15 protein-coding genes are annotated in these 16955 nt (G+C 46.8%); 6 read left to right on the top strand and 9 right to left on the bottom strand.

Annotated features, from left to right (window positions below):
• Nucleotides 1-95 precede the first annotated feature (95 nt).
• Together mobB and mobA are read right to left on the bottom strand one after the other, a co-directional pair.
• On the bottom strand, nucleotides 96-614 hold the full coding sequence (gene mobB, locus HMPREF3091_RS09520) for a molybdopterin-guanine dinucleotide biosynthesis protein MobB (protein ID WP_070715505.1): 519 nt from the start codon (nucleotides 612-614) through the stop codon (nucleotides 96-98).
• Nucleotides 611-1195: a molybdenum cofactor guanylyltransferase MobA gene (gene mobA / locus HMPREF3091_RS09525; protein WP_070715506.1), complete on the bottom strand. Its 585-nt coding sequence runs from the start codon at nucleotides 1193-1195 to the stop codon at nucleotides 611-613. Before mobA ends, mobB begins: the two co-directional genes overlap by 4 nt.
• Before the next feature lie 165 nt (nucleotides 1196-1360).
• Here mobA and HMPREF3091_RS09530 point away from each other — a divergent pair, with 165 nt between their 5' ends.
• The 3 genes from HMPREF3091_RS09530 to dsbA all read left to right on the top strand — a co-directional run bounded on the left by HMPREF3091_RS09530 (nucleotide 1361) and on the right by dsbA (nucleotide 3359).
• Nucleotides 1361-1630 (top strand): YihD family protein, encoded by a 270-nt coding sequence (locus HMPREF3091_RS09530; protein ID WP_004090751.1) that lies wholly within the window; start codon nucleotides 1361-1363, stop codon nucleotides 1628-1630.
• Nucleotides 1631-1717: 87 nt separating this feature from the next.
• The gene (locus HMPREF3091_RS09535; RefSeq protein WP_070715508.1) at nucleotides 1718-2704 is read left to right on the top strand and encodes a serine/threonine protein kinase; all 987 of its coding nucleotides are present in this window, start codon (nucleotides 1718-1720) and stop codon (nucleotides 2702-2704) included.
• Nucleotides 2705-2735: 31 nt separating this feature from the next.
• Nucleotides 2736-3359 (top strand): thiol:disulfide interchange protein DsbA, encoded by a 624-nt coding sequence (gene dsbA, locus HMPREF3091_RS09540; RefSeq protein ID WP_004090749.1) that lies wholly within the window; start codon nucleotides 2736-2738, stop codon nucleotides 3357-3359.
• 43 nt (nucleotides 3360-3402) lie between these two features.
• Here dsbA and HMPREF3091_RS09545 read toward each other — a convergent pair whose 3' ends face one another.
• Nucleotides 3403-4323 (bottom strand): acyltransferase, encoded by a 921-nt coding sequence (locus HMPREF3091_RS09545; RefSeq protein ID WP_070715510.1) that lies wholly within the window; start codon nucleotides 4321-4323, stop codon nucleotides 3403-3405.
• 459 nt (nucleotides 4324-4782) lie between these two features.
• On the opposite strand from HMPREF3091_RS09545, the gene polA reads away from it, so the two are divergent.
• Nucleotides 4783-7584, top strand: a complete 2802-nt coding sequence (polA, locus tag HMPREF3091_RS09550) for a DNA polymerase I (RefSeq protein WP_070715512.1) — start codon at nucleotides 4783-4785, stop codon at nucleotides 7582-7584.
• Between the two features lie 308 nt (nucleotides 7585-7892).
• Here the strand turns inward: polA and yihA are convergent, their stop codons facing one another.
• Complete coding sequence (gene yihA / locus HMPREF3091_RS09555) at nucleotides 7893-8543, bottom strand: ribosome biogenesis GTP-binding protein YihA/YsxC (RefSeq protein WP_008815689.1); 651 nt, start codon at nucleotides 8541-8543, stop codon at nucleotides 7893-7895.
• A 750-nt stretch (nucleotides 8544-9293) separates the two neighbouring features.
• Here yihA and yihI point away from each other — a divergent pair.
• The gene (gene yihI, locus HMPREF3091_RS09560; RefSeq protein ID WP_070715514.1) at nucleotides 9294-9833 is read left to right on the top strand and encodes a Der GTPase-activating protein YihI; all 540 of its coding nucleotides are present in this window, start codon (nucleotides 9294-9296) and stop codon (nucleotides 9831-9833) included.
• Between the two features lie 182 nt (nucleotides 9834-10015).
• Nucleotides 10016-11389 carry an oxygen-independent coproporphyrinogen III oxidase gene (gene hemN, locus HMPREF3091_RS09565; RefSeq protein ID WP_070715517.1) on the top strand — a complete coding sequence of 458 codons (1374 nt, stop codon included), beginning with the start codon at nucleotides 10016-10018 and terminating at the stop codon, nucleotides 11387-11389.
• A 134-nt stretch (nucleotides 11390-11523) separates the two neighbouring features.
• Here the strand turns inward: hemN and ghrB are convergent, their stop codons facing one another.
• The 5 genes from ghrB to fdhE form a co-directional block, all read right to left on the bottom strand.
• On the bottom strand, nucleotides 11524-12498 hold the full coding sequence (ghrB, locus tag HMPREF3091_RS09570; protein ID WP_070715553.1) for a glyoxylate/hydroxypyruvate reductase GhrB: 975 nt from the start codon (nucleotides 12496-12498) through the stop codon (nucleotides 11524-11526).
• A gap of 3 nt (nucleotides 12499-12501) precedes the next feature.
• On the bottom strand, nucleotides 12502-13797 hold the full coding sequence (locus tag HMPREF3091_RS09575) for an MFS transporter (protein WP_070715518.1): 1296 nt from the start codon (nucleotides 13795-13797) through the stop codon (nucleotides 12502-12504).
• Nucleotides 13798-13881: 84 nt separating this feature from the next.
• Nucleotides 13882-14823, bottom strand: coding sequence for a sugar kinase (locus HMPREF3091_RS09580; protein WP_070715520.1), 942 nt, complete (start codon nucleotides 14821-14823; stop codon nucleotides 13882-13884).
• Between the two features lies 1 nt (nucleotide 14824).
• Nucleotides 14825-15577 (bottom strand): sugar phosphate isomerase/epimerase family protein, encoded by a 753-nt coding sequence (locus HMPREF3091_RS09585; protein ID WP_070715522.1) that lies wholly within the window; start codon nucleotides 15575-15577, stop codon nucleotides 14825-14827.
• 290 nt (nucleotides 15578-15867) lie between these two features.
• The gene (gene fdhE / locus HMPREF3091_RS09590; RefSeq protein WP_070715525.1) at nucleotides 15868-16797 is read right to left on the bottom strand and encodes a formate dehydrogenase accessory protein FdhE; all 930 of its coding nucleotides are present in this window, start codon (nucleotides 16795-16797) and stop codon (nucleotides 15868-15870) included.
• Nucleotides 16798-16955: the final 158 nt, after the last annotated feature.

Below are 16955 nucleotides of genomic sequence, written 5' to 3' on the forward strand. Positions count from 1 at the left end.
AAAGCCTCATGCGAAAGCATGGGGCTTTTTTGCTATTGGAGATCTGACAAAAAGAAAATTTAAAAAGAATCGCCGCTGACGCGGCGCTGTCTGTTTCATGACTTCTGTTGTTTTAGCCACTGCTCGATAAAATCTGCAATTTGCTCGGTCTTATTAATATCTAATTGCGGAATATCACAATCAACATCCCCATCACTTGCTAACACCAGAACATGCTTATCAATGATGCCTGCAAATGGTTTTCCTACCGATGCTCGGTAGAGTGCAATCTTAGAGATTGCTTCATGCTTGAAGCCCTCAACTAAAATCAAATCACAGCGTTTAGGATCGATCTTTGATGCAAGAAATTGCAGGTCTAGAGGCTCTTGCTCAGGCGTTTCAGTCATTAGCGCCCAACGCTTATCGCTTGCTACTAGCGTTTGTTCTGCTCCGGCCTTACGCAATTCGTAGCTGTCTTTTCCTGGTGTATCAACATCCATATCATGGTGGGTATGCTTAATTAGCGCGATTCTAATCCCTCTAGCATTCAGCTGCGGTATCAACTTCTTTAAAAGCGTGGTCTTTCCCGTTCCGCTATAGGCAGCGATTCCAAGTAAAGGTATCTGCGTTTTCATTCTTGTTCCTTTAGCTTCTGCTCACAACGCTGACATTCTTCATGAGTATTAAAATTAATAAAGCAATCTTGAGCAAGGTAAGTGACCTGCTGTGCGTTACATTGTTCTAAAAATATCATTAATTTGCGTTCACCTTGCTCAAGATATTTCATCAATGGCGAAATAAGTGCACGATTTAATAATGCGATAGTTGGATGAGCCCTATTGCCATCATGTATATATGCGGCCTTATGACCGGCTCTGTGTATCCAAAGATATTGCACTATATCTGATGGGATAAAGGGGACATCACAGGGCGCAAACATAACCCATTCATGCTTGCTTTGCTGCAAACCACTTAGCATCCCTGCTAATGGGCCAGGATAGTCTCTGAGCGTATCAGAGAAAACCTTTAGCCCCGATTGCTGATAGATGGGTAAATTACGGTTTGCGCTGATTGAGAGTGTTTTGACTTGGGGCTTAAGTGTTTCTAAGACATATTGGTAAAGGGGCTTCCCGTTAAGCATGACTAGCCCTTTATCATCTCCCCCCATTCGAGAGGCTCTTCCTCCTGCCAGTATTACGCCTTCAATATCATGCATGTGGGCCTCCTTTTGTTACTTATATACTGTATTGTAACGCGGGGATGCTGCACTTTCCCATGCGTGTAATAGTTTGTAAAAAGTGAATGTTATACGAGCTAGGACTATCTTTGGTAAATTAAGCCTGATAATTTGTCAGCCCATTAAGCATCAGGGAGAAATAAAATGAAATGCCATCGCGTTAATGAACTAATTGAATTAATCCATCCAGCTTGGCAGCAAGAGCCTGATTTGAATTTGGTGCAGTTTTTACAGAAGTTGGCCGATGAGGCCGGATTTAAAGGTAATTTAGGTGAGTTGACCGACGATATCCTTATTTATCACCTTAAGATGCGTAATAGCTCAAGTACAGAGGCTATTCCCGGTTTGAAGAAAGACTATGAAGAAGACTTCAAAACCGCGATCCTGCGTGCTAGAGGCGTAATTAAAGATTAATTTCAGACACGATAGTGCACAAACAGCGCAATAGGTCGATTTGATAGTGCTATTATCTCGGTTTATTGCGTGAGTCTTGGCCTGACTATGACTAATCCAGCTTTCAGTTTTCAAACACTTACTCCCGATCTCATTCTTGATGCTATCGAGAGTACAGGAATTCGCATTGATTCAGGTTTAACAGAGCTTAACAGCTATGAGAACCGCGTCTTCCAGTTAATGGACGAAGATCGACAACGTTATGTTGTGAAATTTTATCGTCCTGAGAGATGGACTGATGGCCAAATTGATGAAGAGCATGTTTTTGCTCGCGAATTGACCAACGCTGAAATTCCTGTTGTGGCACCGTTGTCTCTGCATGGACAAACCCTCCATCACTTTGCTGGATATGCGTTTACTCTGTTTCCCAGTGTTGGGGGGCGGCAATACGAAATAGACAACGACGACCAGCTTGAATGGGTCGGGCGCTATATGGCCCGAATCCACCAAGTGGGTAAACAACAGCTTTTCTCTGAGCGGCCAACGATTAGCTTGGATGAATATCTTTATCAGCCAAGAGACGTTTTAGAAAGAACACCATTACTGCCAGCGAAACTAAGGCCTGCCTTTCTGGCTGCGTTAGACTCGTTGATTGTAGAGGTTGAGCAATATTGGACGACAGATTGGGCTCCCGTGCGCTTGCATGGTGACTGTCATCCAGGGAATATCCTATGGCGGGATGGCCCATTATTTGTCGATCTGGATGATGCGCGCAATGGTCCGGTTGTTCAGGATCTTTGGATGTTGTTGCACGGTGAACGCCAAGAACAGCTGATCCAGCTGGATATTCTGCTTGAGGCATATGGCGAATTTGCTGATTTCGATACTCAACAGCTAAAGCTTATTGAGCCGCTACGTGCGATGCGTATGGTGCATTATTTGGCATGGGTTGCTCGTCGCTGGCAAGACCCTGCCTTTCCAAAGAGTTTTCCGTGGATGGTTGATGAAAGTTTCTGGTTGAGACAAACATCAGCTTTCATGGAGCAGGTTAAGCTGTTACAAGCACCACCGTTGCAGCTAATGCCGATGTATTAAATCAAAAACTTAAGACGATGGAGAAGTTCGCATGAAAAAGATTTTGTTGGCGTTAGTTGGGATCGCAATGGCATTTGGTGCCTCTGCGGCTCAATTCTCTGAAGGCGATCAGTACGTTAAGCTTGATAAAAGCATAACTGGAGAACCACAGGTATTAGAGTTTTTCTCTTTCTACTGCCCACACTGCTATGAGTTCGAAGAGGTTTACCACGTTTCTGATGCAGTGCGTAAAGGTCTGCCTGAAGGCGTCAAGATGACCAAATACCATGTTGAGTTCTTGGGACCGTTGGGTAAACAACTGACTCAGGCTTGGGCTGTTGCGATGGCGTTAGGTGTTGAGGATAAAATTACTCAGCCAATGTTTGAGGCCGTGCAGAAAACTCAGAGCGTTCAGAGCCCAGAAGATATCCGCAACGTCTTTATTAAAGCGGGTGTTAGTGCAGCAGACTATGATGGTGCCTTGAACAGCTTTGTCGTGAAATCTCTGGTTGTTCAGCAAGAGAAAGCTGCTGAAGATCTTCAATTGCGTGGTGTTCCAGCAATCTTCGTTAACGGCAAATATATGGTCAAAAATGATGGTTTGGATACCAGCTCAATGGACTCCTACGTTCAGCAGTTCTCTAACGTAGTCAACTTCCTGCTGAAACAGAAATAATCCATTTCCGTCTCATAAAAAAACCGGGTTTTAGCCCGGTTTTTTATTTATTTGGCGAAACATAAACCTTTTTCAAATGATCGATAAGCTGATCTTTTTGCTGCCACAGATTGTTCAGCCATAGCTGAAACTTTCTTTTGAAAGCCTTATCGTTAAAGTAGTCCCCACGCATTTCGGAGCTCACTGCTAGGGTTTCCACGTGTACAACAATTCGTTTCATTCTTCCACAAAGTAAATCGAGAAAAGGACTACGGCTATTGTCTGGATACACTAGCGTGACATTTAATACGCGATCAAATTGCTGACCTAGTGCGCTCAACGTGAATGCAATTCCAGCGGCTTTGGGAGGAAGTAAATTGCGATAAGGAGAGTGTGATTTTATGCGTTTTTCTTTAGTGCTCCGAGTACCTTCAACGAAGTTAACAATGGTCGTAGGGCGTATGCGGAATTTCTCACAGGAACGACGAGTGGTTTCAATATCTTTACCGCGCAGTTCAGGGTGCTTAAGCAAATGACTTCGAGAATAGCGTTTCATAAATGGCATATCTAATGCCCAACATGCCAAGCCAACGAACGGAACCCAAGCGAGCTGTTGCTTTAGAAAATACTTATTCATTGGAATATGATTACGTAACAAAACGCAAAGAACGACGATATCTGTCCAGCTTTTGTGGTTACTGATAACTAAATACCAATTCTCTTTGCTTAGGTCTTCTAGGCCGTAAACTTCCCACTTCAAGCTGTAATTAAGCTTCATCAGAATAGATAATCCTTCACACCAGCACCACATCATGAAGTCGGCGAAGCTTGCGATATAGCGCCAAACGATAGGGATGGGGAGCAGTAGCTTAAGGACCCCGGCAAGCGTAATCGGCACAGAACATAAAATCGTTACCATTACCGTTAACACCGTGGTTAACACAAATATGATAGGGGATAGGACCAAGGCAATTAAGGTAGGCATTAGCTTGTTCGCGCAATCGCAACCGAATTGTTAAAGTGCGATTTTATCAGAAGGTTCATTGAACGACAGCATTTCCAAAAATATATGAAAGATAAGCGGCAAAGCAGTGGCGTTGTTGATAATTTAGGCTAATCTGTATGAGGTTGCCTGCAGGTATACAAAATTTTTGGTAAGTGATTGAAATATTATCCACATCATTAGCTGCTTGATGTTTTTATGCACACATATGTGTTTTTCTATATAACTCATTTAAATTACTAACAAAATTACTAATAAGTTCTCAGCGAGAACCCTTGTTATTAAATTTATGATCTTTTGTTCACAAACTTATCCACAATTTGATCAACAAGATCTGAATACTTGATCGCATTCCTCATCAAATCTCCCGCTAAAATTCGTCTCTTGTCTCGAGGTATGGCATCCTTACCTCTAAGTCCACCATCACGATAAAGACATACTATGGCCGAAATACCTGAAAACCCTCTGATCCTAGTTGATGGATCTTCATACCTGTATCGCGCATACCACGCTTTTCCTCCACTAACTAACCGTGCGGGTGAGCCTACAGGGGCAATGTATGGCGTGTTGAACATGCTGCGCAGCTTGATGCTGCAATATCAACCTAGCCACGTAGCCGTGGTATTTGACGCCAAAGGAAAGACTTTCCGTGATGAGCTGTTTGCTGAGTATAAATCTCATCGCCCGCCAATGCCTGACGATTTACGCGAGCAAATAGAACCGTTACATAAGATGGTGCAAGCGGTAGGATTGCCGCTGCTGGCTGTATCGGGCGTTGAAGCCGATGACGTCATCGGAACGCTGGCGCAGGCTGCTGAAAAAGCAGGTCGCCATGTGCTGATCAGTACCGGCGATAAAGATATGGCTCAGTTGGTTACGCCGAATATTACGCTGATCAATACCATGAATAATACGATTCTGGGGCCTCAGGAAGTATGTGATAAATATGGTGTACCGCCAGAGTTGATCATTGATTTCCTTGCGCTGATGGGCGACTCCTCGGATAACATTCCAGGTGTGCCTGGAGTCGGTGAAAAAACGGCTCAGGCATTATTGCAGGGAATTGGTAGCCTAAAGCAGATCTACAGCGATCTGGATAAAGTCGCGACGCTGAGTTTCCGTGGTGCTAAAACCATGGGTGCCAAGCTTGAATTGAATAAAGATCAGGCCGATCTCTCATACCTATTGGCGACGATTAAAACTGACGTTGAGCTGGACGTTACCTGTGATGATCTCAAGCTTAAACCCATGGATACAGCTCAGTTGCATGAGTTGTTTAGTCGGTATGAATTTAAACGTTGGCTCGAAGATGCTGAAACTGGCTCTTGGTTAAGCGGTGAGAAAAAAGCGCCGGCGGCGCGAAAATCGGCAAAAGATGATACTGACACTGCGGTTGTCGCCGTTGAAGAAACTACGGCGATTCTGTCGCAAGAAAACTACCTCACTGTCCTGGATGATGCAGCGCTTGATAGCCTCATCGCCAGTTTGAAAGCGGCCAAGATTTTTGCCTTCGATACAGAGACAGACTCTCTGGATGTATTGACTACCAATCTGGTTGGTCTGTCATTTGCCACTGCGCCAGGCGTAGCGGCATATATTCCGGTTGGCCATGATTATCTGGATGCACCCGATCAACTGGATCGTGACGATGTATTAGCTAAGCTAAAACCCGTGCTGGAAGATGCTAATTTGCTGAAGGTGGGGCAGAATCTTAAGTACGATCAGGGGGTGATGGCTCGCTATGGTATTGAGCTTCAGGGGATTGCCTTTGACACTATGCTTGAATCCTACGATCTCGATAGCGTCGCTGGCCGCCATGATATGGATAGCTTAGCAGAACGTCATCTGAATCATAAAACGATCACATTTGAAGAAATTGCGGGTAAGGGGAAATCTCAGCTCACGTTTAATCAAATCGCTTTAGAACAGGCCGCACCTTACGCAGCCGAAGATGCTGATGTTACATTGCAGCTGCATCTCAAACTTTGGCCACTGTTGGAAAAAGAAGCCGGTCTGAAGAAAGTTTTCACCGATATTGATATGCCGTTGGTTCCTGTGCTTTCTCGTATGGAACGTACCGGGGTGCTGATCGATAGCAATATTCTGGGTAAACACTCGCAAGAGTTAGCTATTCGTTTAGATGAGCTTGAGAAAAAGGCGCATGAAGCTGCGGGTGAGCCGTTTAATCTCTCTTCTCCAAAACAGCTACAAGCCATTCTGTTTGAAAAACAGAAACTGCCAGTTGTGAAGAAAACGCCGGGCGGCGCACCTTCTACTAACGAAGAGGTGTTAGCTGAGCTGGCGGAACAAGGTTTTGAACTGCCAACCATCATTTTGGAACATCGTGGCTTAGCGAAGCTAAAGAGCACCTATACCGATAAACTTCCGCAGATGATTAACCCTGCTACTGGTCGTGTGCATACCTCCTATCATCAGGCGGTTACTGCGACAGGACGCCTCTCATCTAGCGATCCAAACCTGCAAAATATCCCAGTGCGTAACGACGAAGGTCGAAGGATCCGTCAGGCTTTTATCGCACCGAAAGGCTATAAGATTGTCGCCGCCGACTATTCGCAGATTGAACTCCGCATCATGGCACATTTGTCTGGTGATAAAGGTTTACTGACTGCGTTTGCTGCAGGTAAAGATATTCACCGCGCAACGGCGGCTGAGGTGTTTGGGCTGAAATTAGAAGATGTGACGAGTGAACAGCGCCGTAGCGCAAAAGCTATCAACTTTGGTCTGATTTACGGTATGAGCGCATTTGGTTTAGCTCGCCAGTTGAATATCGCTCGTGGCGAAGCACAACGCTATATGGACCTCTATTTTGAGCGCTACCCTGGTGTGCTTGAGTATATGGAGCGTACCCGTCAGCAGGCCGCTGAGCAGGGCTATGTTGAGACGCTAGACGGTCGCCGCCTGTATCTACCAGAGATCCATTCTCGTAACGGTATGCGTCGTAAGGGGGCTGAGCGTGCGGCAATCAATGCTCCTATGCAGGGAACTGCGGCCGATATCATCAAGCGCGCCATGATTTCTGTTGATGCATGGCTGCTGCAGCAAAAAGAACCATTGGTCCGCATGATTATGCAGGTGCACGATGAATTGGTGTTTGAAGTGCATGAATCAGTGATTGAGCAAACCGTAGAAAAAGTCCGCGAATTGATGGAGCAAAGCCTAGAATTGGCGGTTCCGCTGAAAGTGGATGTCGGTACGGGTGAAAATTGGGATCAAGCTCACTAGATGATGGTTAATTAAGCTATTTATGTAATTTAACTACATAAAACAGCGCTTAAAACCAAGAATATGCCGCTAAATTGAACGCATTTGTGTAAGTAAGCTACAAAAAAGGTTTTACCCTGCCTTAAAATGTTGTAGAGTTACAGACGTAGGGTACAGAGGTAAGATGTTCTATCTTTCAGACCTTTTACTTCACGTAATCGGATTTGGCTGAATATTAGCCGCCCCAGTCTTTTATGACTGGGGCGTTTTTTTTGTCTAAACAAAAAAAAACGCCGCCAGAGCGACCCTATTTATCTGGAATCCAGCAGTTATTCCCCGCTTTCTTCCTCTTCTTCAGACAGAGTTTCTGGTTCGATCTCGCTAAACCATGTATTCAGTTTTTCACTCAGTTTATCTACCCCAAATTTTTTCAGGGAAGAGAATGTTTCAACCTGAATATCGCCCATAAATGGTAGTACGGCTTCACGCACCATATTCAATTGAGCTTTACGTGCGCCAGACGCCAATTTATCGGCCTTGGTTAGCAGCAACATGACTGGCAGGTTAACGTCAACGGCCCATTGAATCATCTGCTGATCGAGATCTTTCAGCGGATGGCGGATATCCATCAACACCACTAATCCTTTCAGGCAATTACGTTTTTGCAGGTATTCACCCAACGCTTTCTGCCATTTACGCTTCATCTCTTCCGGCACTTCGGCATAACCATAACCCGGCAAGTCAACGAGGCGTACACCGTCGGTGACTTCAAACAAGTTGATCAACTGAGTACGACCAGGTGTTTTACTGGTACGTGCCAAGCCTTTTTGGTTCGTCAGAGTATTCAGAGCACTGGATTTGCCTGCGTTAGAGCGGCCAGCAAATGCTACTTCGATGCCAATATCAGCAGGTAATGCGCGAATATCAGGGGCACTGGTGACGAAGTGAGTCACATGATAATTATAAGTTTTACGGTTCAAAACGTTCGTCTCCATTAAAACATGGCGGTATCTGGTGGGGATTATAACTGCAACAGCCGCAAAGAGCGCATAAAACCGCTGTTTATCTGATGTAAGCTCGCGGCTTACAGCCTTGTGAGACATTGGCTATTGATCTTTCGGGCAATGACGTTTTCAGTTATGAGCCTGAATTTATTAAATTAATAGAATCATACGATTACAAAATTACGTGATCTTGCTCACGCTGTAACTTGGGCTGTAGTCCCTTGTTTAGATCAGCCATTTCTTTAAAGTGTCTATCAACGCAAAGGATGGCGGTACGGGAAACTTCGTCAGGAAGACGAATCTCAGGGAGCGCAGGATTGCGTAGTGAGCGAAAGGATTCACGCTAAAGGATTTAGCGAAGATATATAGGATATATATCAGAATGGATCACACCAACTCAGGAAGAGTTTAGCGCTAGGATTGGCGCAATAAGGACAAGAGCCTCAGGAAGAGGGTGCAAGGAGCAAAACGGCAAAGGGAAAAACCGGGACGTTGAGTGCATTCAGGGATTGAGATGCGTGAATATCCTTCATTTGAAGGCTAGAATTAAGGCGACAGTTTAGGCTGTCGCCTTTTTTCTTTGCGTTCTTTCTGGTAGGGTGTGCGCACTGTCCGCCCCCCAGTTTAAACGCCTGTTTTTCGGGTGTCGGAGACCGGCGTTTCAGGAGTTAACCTGAGCTCGCTAATATTTCTCTACTCGATTTATCTCTCTGTGAGTACACGCTAATGAGTCCTGCCAATAAAACGCCGAAAGCTAAAACTTCAGCGCCAAAACAAAAAAGAAAAACCCGTGTTGAGCTTGATCTGGAAGCCCGCGCGCGCAAGCGCCAGAAGAAGCACCGCGGTAACAAATCTGGTGGTCGTGCAAATCCTGAAGCTGCAAACAAGAAGACCACTGATTCTGCAAAGGCTATCGATCCGCGTATTGGTAGCAAAGTACCAGTGCCGCTGGTGGCAACTGAAGTGAAAAAGCCAAAGGCAAAAGCACCTAAGCCTGAAGTGAAAAAACAGCTTTCACCAGAAGAAGAGCTGACCCAGTTAGAAAACGATCCGCGTTTGGACGCGCTTCTGATCCGCTTGGATGATGGCGAAGAGCTGAATAAAGAAGAGCAGACCTACGTCGATAACATGCTGGATCGCATTGATGCCTTGATGGAAGAATTAGGCATCGAGCTTGGCGACGAAGATGACGAAGTCGATGAAGAAGAGCCGAAAGAAGACATCGTCAAACTGCTCAAACGCGGTAACCCGAAAGACGTATTTTAATCGCCAATGTGGCTAATACTGATAATAGCCTTACTGCTTACGTGTTATCTGTTGTGGTTATTAGGTAAACTATGGTGGCTGTCGCGGCGTAAACAACGCTGGCGGCAAGCTGCCATGACCCGCCAGTTTTCACGACTTCCTCGTCACCGGTCTGGCAGGCGAAATCATCGGAAGGAGTAAGCATGTCGGAACAGGCGATAGTCTGGGATCTGGCCCTGATTCAAAAATATAACTATTCTGGGCCGCGTTACACCTCATATCCTACAGCATTAGAATTCAGCGAAAGCTTTACTGAGGCTGAGTTTGCTCATGCTGTAGCTCGTTATCCTGAACGTGCGCTCTCGCTTTACGTTCATATCCCTTTTTGCCACAAGCTGTGTTACTTCTGTGGCTGTAATAAAATCGTTACCCGCCAAACACACAAAGCAGATGAATATCTCGATAAACTGGCATTAGAAATCAGCCAGCGTGCGCCGATGTTTGCTGGTCGTAAAGTTTCTCAACTGCATTGGGGCGGTGGCACTCCAACCTATTTAGATAAAACTCAGATTACTCGCCTCATGCGCATGTTGCGCGATGCTTTCGATTTTCAACCGGATGCTGAGATTTCCATTGAGGTTGATCCGCGAGAAATTGAGCTGGATGTCCTCGACCACCTACGCCAAGAGGGTTTTAATCGTCTGAGCATGGGGGTGCAGGACTTCAATAAAGAGGTTCAGAAGCTGGTTAACCGCGAGCAGGACGAGCAATTTATTTTCGATCTGATCAACCGAGCTAAAGCGATTGGTTTCACATCGACAAATATTGACCTCATATATGGCTTACCAAAACAGACGCCAGAAAGCTTTAGCTACACGCTACAAAAAGTAGCTGAGCTTAACCCCGATCGCCTAAGCGTATTTAACTATGCGCATATGCCGAAGCTGTTTGCAGCCCAGCGCAAAATCAAAGATGAAGACTTACCGTCAGCAGACAGTAAGCTGTCCATCCTACAAGAAACTATCGCGATGCTAACCGATTCCGGTTATCAGTTTATTGGTATGGATCACTTTGCTCATGCCAACGATGAGCTAGCCATTGCTCAGAGAGAGGGAAAATTGCATCGCAATTTCCAAGGCTACACTACGCAGGGTGATAGTGACCTGCTGGGGCTGGGCGTTTCCGCGATAAGCATGATCGGGGATAGTTATGCGCAGAACCGCAAAGTGCTAAAAGAGTATTACGCTGATGTGCAAGACCATGGTCATGCCCTATGGCGTGGTATCTCCATGACTGAAGACGATTGTTTGCGCCGTGATGTGATCAAAAATCTTATCTGTAATTTCCGTTTGGACTATTCCCTCGTAGAAAGGCAATACGGGATCGTCTTTGCTGATTACTTTGCTGATGATTTAAAACTGCTAGCGCCTCTGGTTGACGATGGGCTGGTGGATGTTACATCAACCCGCATTGACGTCACTCCGCGCGGTCGCCTGCTGATCCGTAATATCTGTATGTGTTTTGATATCTACTTACGTAAGCAAGCGAGAATGCAGCAGTTTTCACGAGTGATTTAAGTTCTGCGAACTATCAAGATCGCTTTCGTGAGATGACGTCTGCGCTCGATTTTGTATTGACCATCCATGGTCGCCCCAAGCACCACGCCAACGTTCTGTTGGCGTGGCTCACCCAGAGTTAAAGCGCTGCGTGATTACGCTAGTAAATGGGCATTAACGCTATTTTCCGTCACTTTTCCTGTTAACGCTGTAATCAAGTTATCTACTGCGCAGGCTGCCATGTTATAGCGAGTTTCTTCCGTTGCTGATCCAATGTGAGGCAGTGCGACAACGTTAGGTAACTGCAGCAACTCTGAATCAACAGGCAAAGGCTCTACTTCAAATACATCGAGGCCAGCAGCGCGGATCGTGCTGTTTTTCAACGCCTTAATTAAAGCGGTTTGATCGACAATTTTACCGCGTGCACCGTTGATCAGAATGGCACTTGGTTTCATCTTTGCTAAGCGCTCAGTATTGATAAGTTTGTGTGTTTGTTCGCTGTAGGGCAGCGTGATACACACGAAATCAGATTTCGCGAGCAGTTCATCCAGTTCACAGCGACGCGCGTTAAACTCCAGCTCGACCTGCGTATTGGGGCGATCGTTCCAGTACAGAACGTTCATGCCAAAACCGGCGTGCGCACGGCGCGCTAATGCTGATCCGATGCGCCCCATGCCAAGAATACCTATGGTTTTATGGTGAACGTCGACGCCATAGCTATCAACGCCGATGCTGCGTGTCCATTTACCTGCTTTCACCATTTCGGCCATTTCCAACGCACGGCGAGCGGTCATCAGAATTAGCGTAAATACTGTATCTGCCGTGGTTTCAGTCAGAACAGTAGGGGTATGCATTAATACGATTTTACGCCGCGTTAGATCTTCTACGTCAAACTGATCGTAACCTACCGAAATAGTAGAAATTGCTTTTAGCTTTGGCGCATGGTCTAACAAATCCGTGCATACCGGCACACTGGCTCCGATCATGCCATCGGCGCTTTCTAGCGCTCTTATCACCTCCGCGCGATTGGCATTGTTGATTCCATCAAAGAATCGGACATCAAAATGCTCCTCTAGACGTAGCTGTAGATCAGAGGGTATTTTTTTATACAGAACAACAGATTGCTTCATCATTTATTTCCCCTGAGAAACGGCTGGAGCTGATTTAACGGCAACTTTTTTTTGAGCGTCTGAAGGTTTCACGATGAGCGTTAGCCAAACAGCAACTAATAACGCACCAGCCATGAATACGTAAGATGCGGCTGGCGATCCGGTTGAGCCATTCAGATAACCGACGAACCATGATCCGAAGAAAGAGCCCAGCGCGCCCATGCTGTTAATTAATGCCATTGCACCACCTGAAACGTTGCGTGGTAGCATTTCTGGAATGATGGCGAAGAACGGGCCATAAGGCGCATACATCGCGGCTCCGGCAATGACCAGCAGCGTATAAGACCACCAGAAATGGTTAGCACCTACCAGGTAAGAACCGATAAATGCCAATGCGCCAATGAGCAGTAAAGGCCATACGAAGAGTTTGCGGTTTTGCATTTTGTCAGATGCCCAAGACACCACGATCATTGCAATCGTTGCCGCTAAATAAGGCACTGCAGAGAGCCATCCCGCTTCAACCATTCCCATGTCAGAACCGTGGCGCAGAATTGACGGTAACCACAGAACAAACCCGTACACGCCGATGCTCCAGGCAAAATATTGAGCACACAGGATAATGACGTTCCGCGAACGGAAAGCTTCGCCATAGTTACGTACGGCCTTAATGCCTTGCTGTTCTTCTAACAATTTAGCCTGCAGAGCGGCTTTTTCTGATTCACTCAGCCAGCCCACTTGCTCTGGTTTATCTTTAACCAATACCCACCAGCAGAATGCCCAAATTACCGCTGGGAATCCTTCAAATATGAACATTTCGCGCCAGCCATAGGCATGGATTAGATAGCCAGATACTACTGACATCCACAAAACGGTGACCGGATTGCCTAAAATGAGGAAGGTGTTTGCTCTTGAACGTTCGGCTTTGGTAAACCAGTTACTGATATAGATAAGCATGGCTGGCATGACCGCCGCCTCGACGACGCCGAGGGTAAAACGAATTGCGGCCAGTGCCGGAATATTACTGACCAGACCGGTTAAGGTGGCGCACATCCCCCACAGAATTAAGCACCAAAACACCAGTTTGCGCACGCTGCGGCGTTCGGCGTAGATTGCGCCAGGTATTTGAAAGAAAAAGTAGCCGAGGAAGAACAGCGCACCCAGCAGGGAGGCCATTCCTTTGGTGATACCGAGGTCTTCGTTAATTCCTGCGGCAGAGGCAAAGCTGAAGTTCGCGCGATCAAGATAAGCCATGCTGTAAGTGATAAAAATCACCGGCATGATGTACCACCAGCGCTTCGGGGCAATCGTTGATTTGCTCATGGTTATAATCCTTCAGTATAGTTCAGATACATCCTTGGGATGTAGGGCCCAGAGGTGGATGTGTTATTCGTTATTCGTTATTTGTTATTCGCCGAGCTGCGCTCGGGTTGGTAAACCTTCGCTATCACCAATGGCCTGTACGGCCAGTGCCCCAATTTTATTGCCGCGCATAACGGCCTCTGGTAGGGCTTTACCTTCTAACAGCGCACTGATCACTCCAACGGCAAAACCGTCACCTGCGCCGACGGTATCAATGACGTTCTCAACGCGAACAGCGGCTACGTGCTGCTGGTGGCCGTCGGCGGTTTTAAACCATGCGCCATCTGGCCCTAATTTGATGATGACGGCTTTGACGCCGCGGCTAAGATAGAAATCAGCAATGTCTTCTGGTGTCTGTTTCCCCGTCAGAATTTGCCCTTCTTTCAGCCCAGGCAAAACCCAATCTGCTTGAAATGCTAACGCGTTGAGCTTTTCACACATCACCTGCTGACTCGGCCATAGCACTGGACGTAAGTTTGGGTCAAAGGAGATAGTTTTGCCCATTGCGCGCATCTCTTTGGCGGCGTGATTCGCCAGTTCTAACGAGTCAGTTGAAAGCGCTGCCGCTACGCCGCTGAGGTGCAAATGGCGGGCTTGAGAAAAGTAAGTGCGATCGAAGTCATGAACCGAAAGATGGCTAGCCGCAGAGCCTTTGCGGAAGTATTCCACTTTGGGATCGGTTCCATTTTCTGCTTTAGATTTCAGTTGAAAACCGGTTGGGAAGCGCTGATCGACGGTAACGCACTGGTGGTTGATCCCCTCTTGTTCCAGCGTAGCTAGAGTAAAGCGACCAAAGGAGTCATCCCCCACGCGGCTCACCCAGCCGACATTCATGCCAAGACGAGATAAACCAATGGAGACATTTAGCTCCGCTCCTGCGATACGCTTAGTAAACTGCATCGCCTGATCAAGCTCACCGGTCTCATTGGCGACGAACATTGTCATTGCTTCGCCATAGGTGATCACGTCTAGCTGTGAAGTTTTCATATCAGTTCACTCTCAATAAATTAACGTAGTGGCGAGTGACTGCAGTCAAATCCTCGCCTTCTAATGGGAATTCAATACCGCGCATGACTTGATTAGGAAGCTGTGACAGCAGAGGTTTCCAGCGGCCATCGCTATTATCCAATTCGACCGCGCACCAGCCTTGGGCCCGTTTTTCAGCCGCTTTTACATGCACGTAGTGCACCATGTGCGCCAGTTTTTGCGCAGCGATATCGGCATCTTCATTCACCCAATCCCAGTTGGCCATATCAAAGGTCATGCGTATCGGTGAGTGGCTGTCTTGTACGGCGGCAAAGAAAGCATTCAGCGGTGAAAGAGTGCCGCAGTCTGCCGTTTGGTCATTTTCAACGACCAGCGGGACATCATATTTTTTGAGTAAGGCGTTTAGCGCGGTGAAGTCATAGCCGGGCTGATAGTGCCCAAGGGAGAATTTGACCAAACGGGCATTTAGCTCGATGGCTTCATGAAGTCGTTGCTCAAGAGCAGGATTCAGCGAACCGTCTGGAGCAAAAAGACCTTCAGGCACGGAGTACACTGCAAAGAGTTGCTGACGAGCAATTTGCTTCGCCAGCTCACCTAACGTTTGCAACTCTGCCTGCGATAATAGTTCACGACGGATTTCTACGCCGTCTGCGCCTGACTGCGCAATAATTGGCAATAGATTAGCCTGCCCGCCCAGCTCATTGACTTTGTCCCAGCCGTAAGCGGCAGTGACCACGACGATTTCTCTTTTCATATTCACTCCAATGACGATTAATTCATCATCAATTCAATAACGCCAAGATATTTGGAACCGGTTCCATAAAAAAGTGGAAAAATGAGGATGTATGACTGTGGTCACATATTGGTTCGGGGTGAGTTCAGAAGTGTGATCGATGTGGGATTGTCATTGCAAAATGTAAGGAGACTTCGTTTGTCAACGCAGAGGTGTCGCTGTTTTTACGCACTTTGGCTTTGGAAAGCGTTTTAAACACATAAAAAAGCCCACCGCAGAATGGGTAGGCTTCTTAATGGAAGGGGGGGAAATTATTCGCCAGGGAATAGGAAAGGATTGACGCTACTGCGTCCGAAACCTTCTTCTTCCATTTTTGCGTCGAGTACTAACGTTGCTAAGTCATCGGCAACGGGCTCTACTTTCGGATCTTTTTCCTGATAGACCATCTTCAGGTAAGTACCACAGTCACCGCAGCTTTCTGCTTTCACTGCCGCATTTTCACTGTCCAGCGACCAGTAATTTAAGTCACGGGTCTGTTCGCAGTTGGTGCACTTCACGCGAACCACGTGCCATTCGCTTTCGCACAGGTTGCAATGCAGATAGCGCAGTCCGTTAGTTGTACCCATGTGGATAACGCTGGCAACGGGCATACTGCCGCACACGGGGCAGAATTGACGATGTTCGCCATATTCTGCCTTGGCTTTGCCTGGCATTTGTGTCGCCATCTGTGCCCAATACAGCGACAGTGCCGCCCAGATAAACGGAGCTTTGTCGCTACCGACAACGCCGTAATTACCAGCAAACAGATCTTTTGCCATGATTTCTAATTCGGAATCAGACGTCTTGGCCAAGTTTTCTAGTACGGGCTGAATATGCTCCGGAGAATCAGGCATCAACTCGGCAATCAGCGCCTGTAGCAGCGTATGCCAGTGATGGGAACGCGGGAAAATCGTGGTATCCAGCGGTGGCTTGCCCAACGCGGCGGCATTGGTCAGCGTTTGGGTGAGATCGAGCGTTAGCGGATTGTCGTGTAGCGCTTTTTGCTGCGCTTCAGCAATCGCTGCCGCAAAATTAAGGTAATCGCCCAGAGGATTATTTTCCGCGAGCTGACGCAAACGTTCTGCGCGGCGGGAATAGAGGCTTTTCAGGTTAGCGAAAAGTACGGGTGGAATATTATCCAAACCACCTGTCTTTTCACGCTCTGCGCCTAGCTGTTCTTTTGGGACGATTTTAATGCTCATTGATGAAATCCAGTGTTGAGTTAGTCGCTCTAGTAACCGATGAGTCGTTTTTTTATTAGGGGTTAAGTAAGGCTTCGCTCGCCTGTCAGTCACGGCTTTCATATGCCGATTTAGCTGAAGGTGTTCGAAAAGGGGCTCCCGTGTGAGCCCTAAACTCC

It is taken from the genome of Hafnia sp. HMSC23F03 (genome assembly GCF_001816025.1).
Lineage (GTDB): Bacteria > Pseudomonadota > Gammaproteobacteria > Enterobacterales > Enterobacteriaceae > Hafnia > Hafnia paralvei.

Coding starts and splice junctions, on each gene's coding strand:
- mobB (WP_070715505.1), bottom strand. CDS start 614: ATGAAAACGCAGATACCTTTACTTGGAATCGCTGCCTATAGCGGAACG.
- mobA (WP_070715506.1), bottom strand. CDS start 1,195: ATGCATGATATTGAAGGCGTAATACTGGCAGGAGGAAGAGCCTCTCGA.
- HMPREF3091_RS09530 (WP_004090751.1), top strand. CDS start 1,361: ATGAAATGCCATCGCGTTAATGAACTAATTGAATTAATCCATCCAGCT.
- HMPREF3091_RS09535 (WP_070715508.1), top strand. CDS start 1,718: ATGACTAATCCAGCTTTCAGTTTTCAAACACTTACTCCCGATCTCATT.
- dsbA (WP_004090749.1), top strand. CDS start 2,736: ATGAAAAAGATTTTGTTGGCGTTAGTTGGGATCGCAATGGCATTTGGT.
- HMPREF3091_RS09545 (WP_070715510.1), bottom strand. CDS start 4,323: ATGCCTACCTTAATTGCCTTGGTCCTATCCCCTATCATATTTGTGTTA.
- polA (WP_070715512.1), top strand. CDS start 4,783: ATGGCCGAAATACCTGAAAACCCTCTGATCCTAGTTGATGGATCTTCA.
- yihI (WP_070715514.1), top strand. CDS start 9,294: ATGAGTCCTGCCAATAAAACGCCGAAAGCTAAAACTTCAGCGCCAAAA.
- hemN (WP_070715517.1), top strand. CDS start 10,016: ATGTCGGAACAGGCGATAGTCTGGGATCTGGCCCTGATTCAAAAATAT.
- ghrB (WP_070715553.1), bottom strand. CDS start 12,498: ATGAAGCAATCTGTTGTTCTGTATAAAAAAATACCCTCTGATCTACAG.
- HMPREF3091_RS09575 (WP_070715518.1), bottom strand. CDS start 13,797: ATGAGCAAATCAACGATTGCCCCGAAGCGCTGGTGGTACATCATGCCG.
- HMPREF3091_RS09580 (WP_070715520.1), bottom strand. CDS start 14,823: ATGAAAACTTCACAGCTAGACGTGATCACCTATGGCGAAGCAATGACA.
- HMPREF3091_RS09585 (WP_070715522.1), bottom strand. CDS start 15,577: ATGAAAAGAGAAATCGTCGTGGTCACTGCCGCTTACGGCTGGGACAAA.
- fdhE (WP_070715525.1), bottom strand. CDS start 16,797: ATGAGCATTAAAATCGTCCCAAAAGAACAGCTAGGCGCAGAGCGTGAA.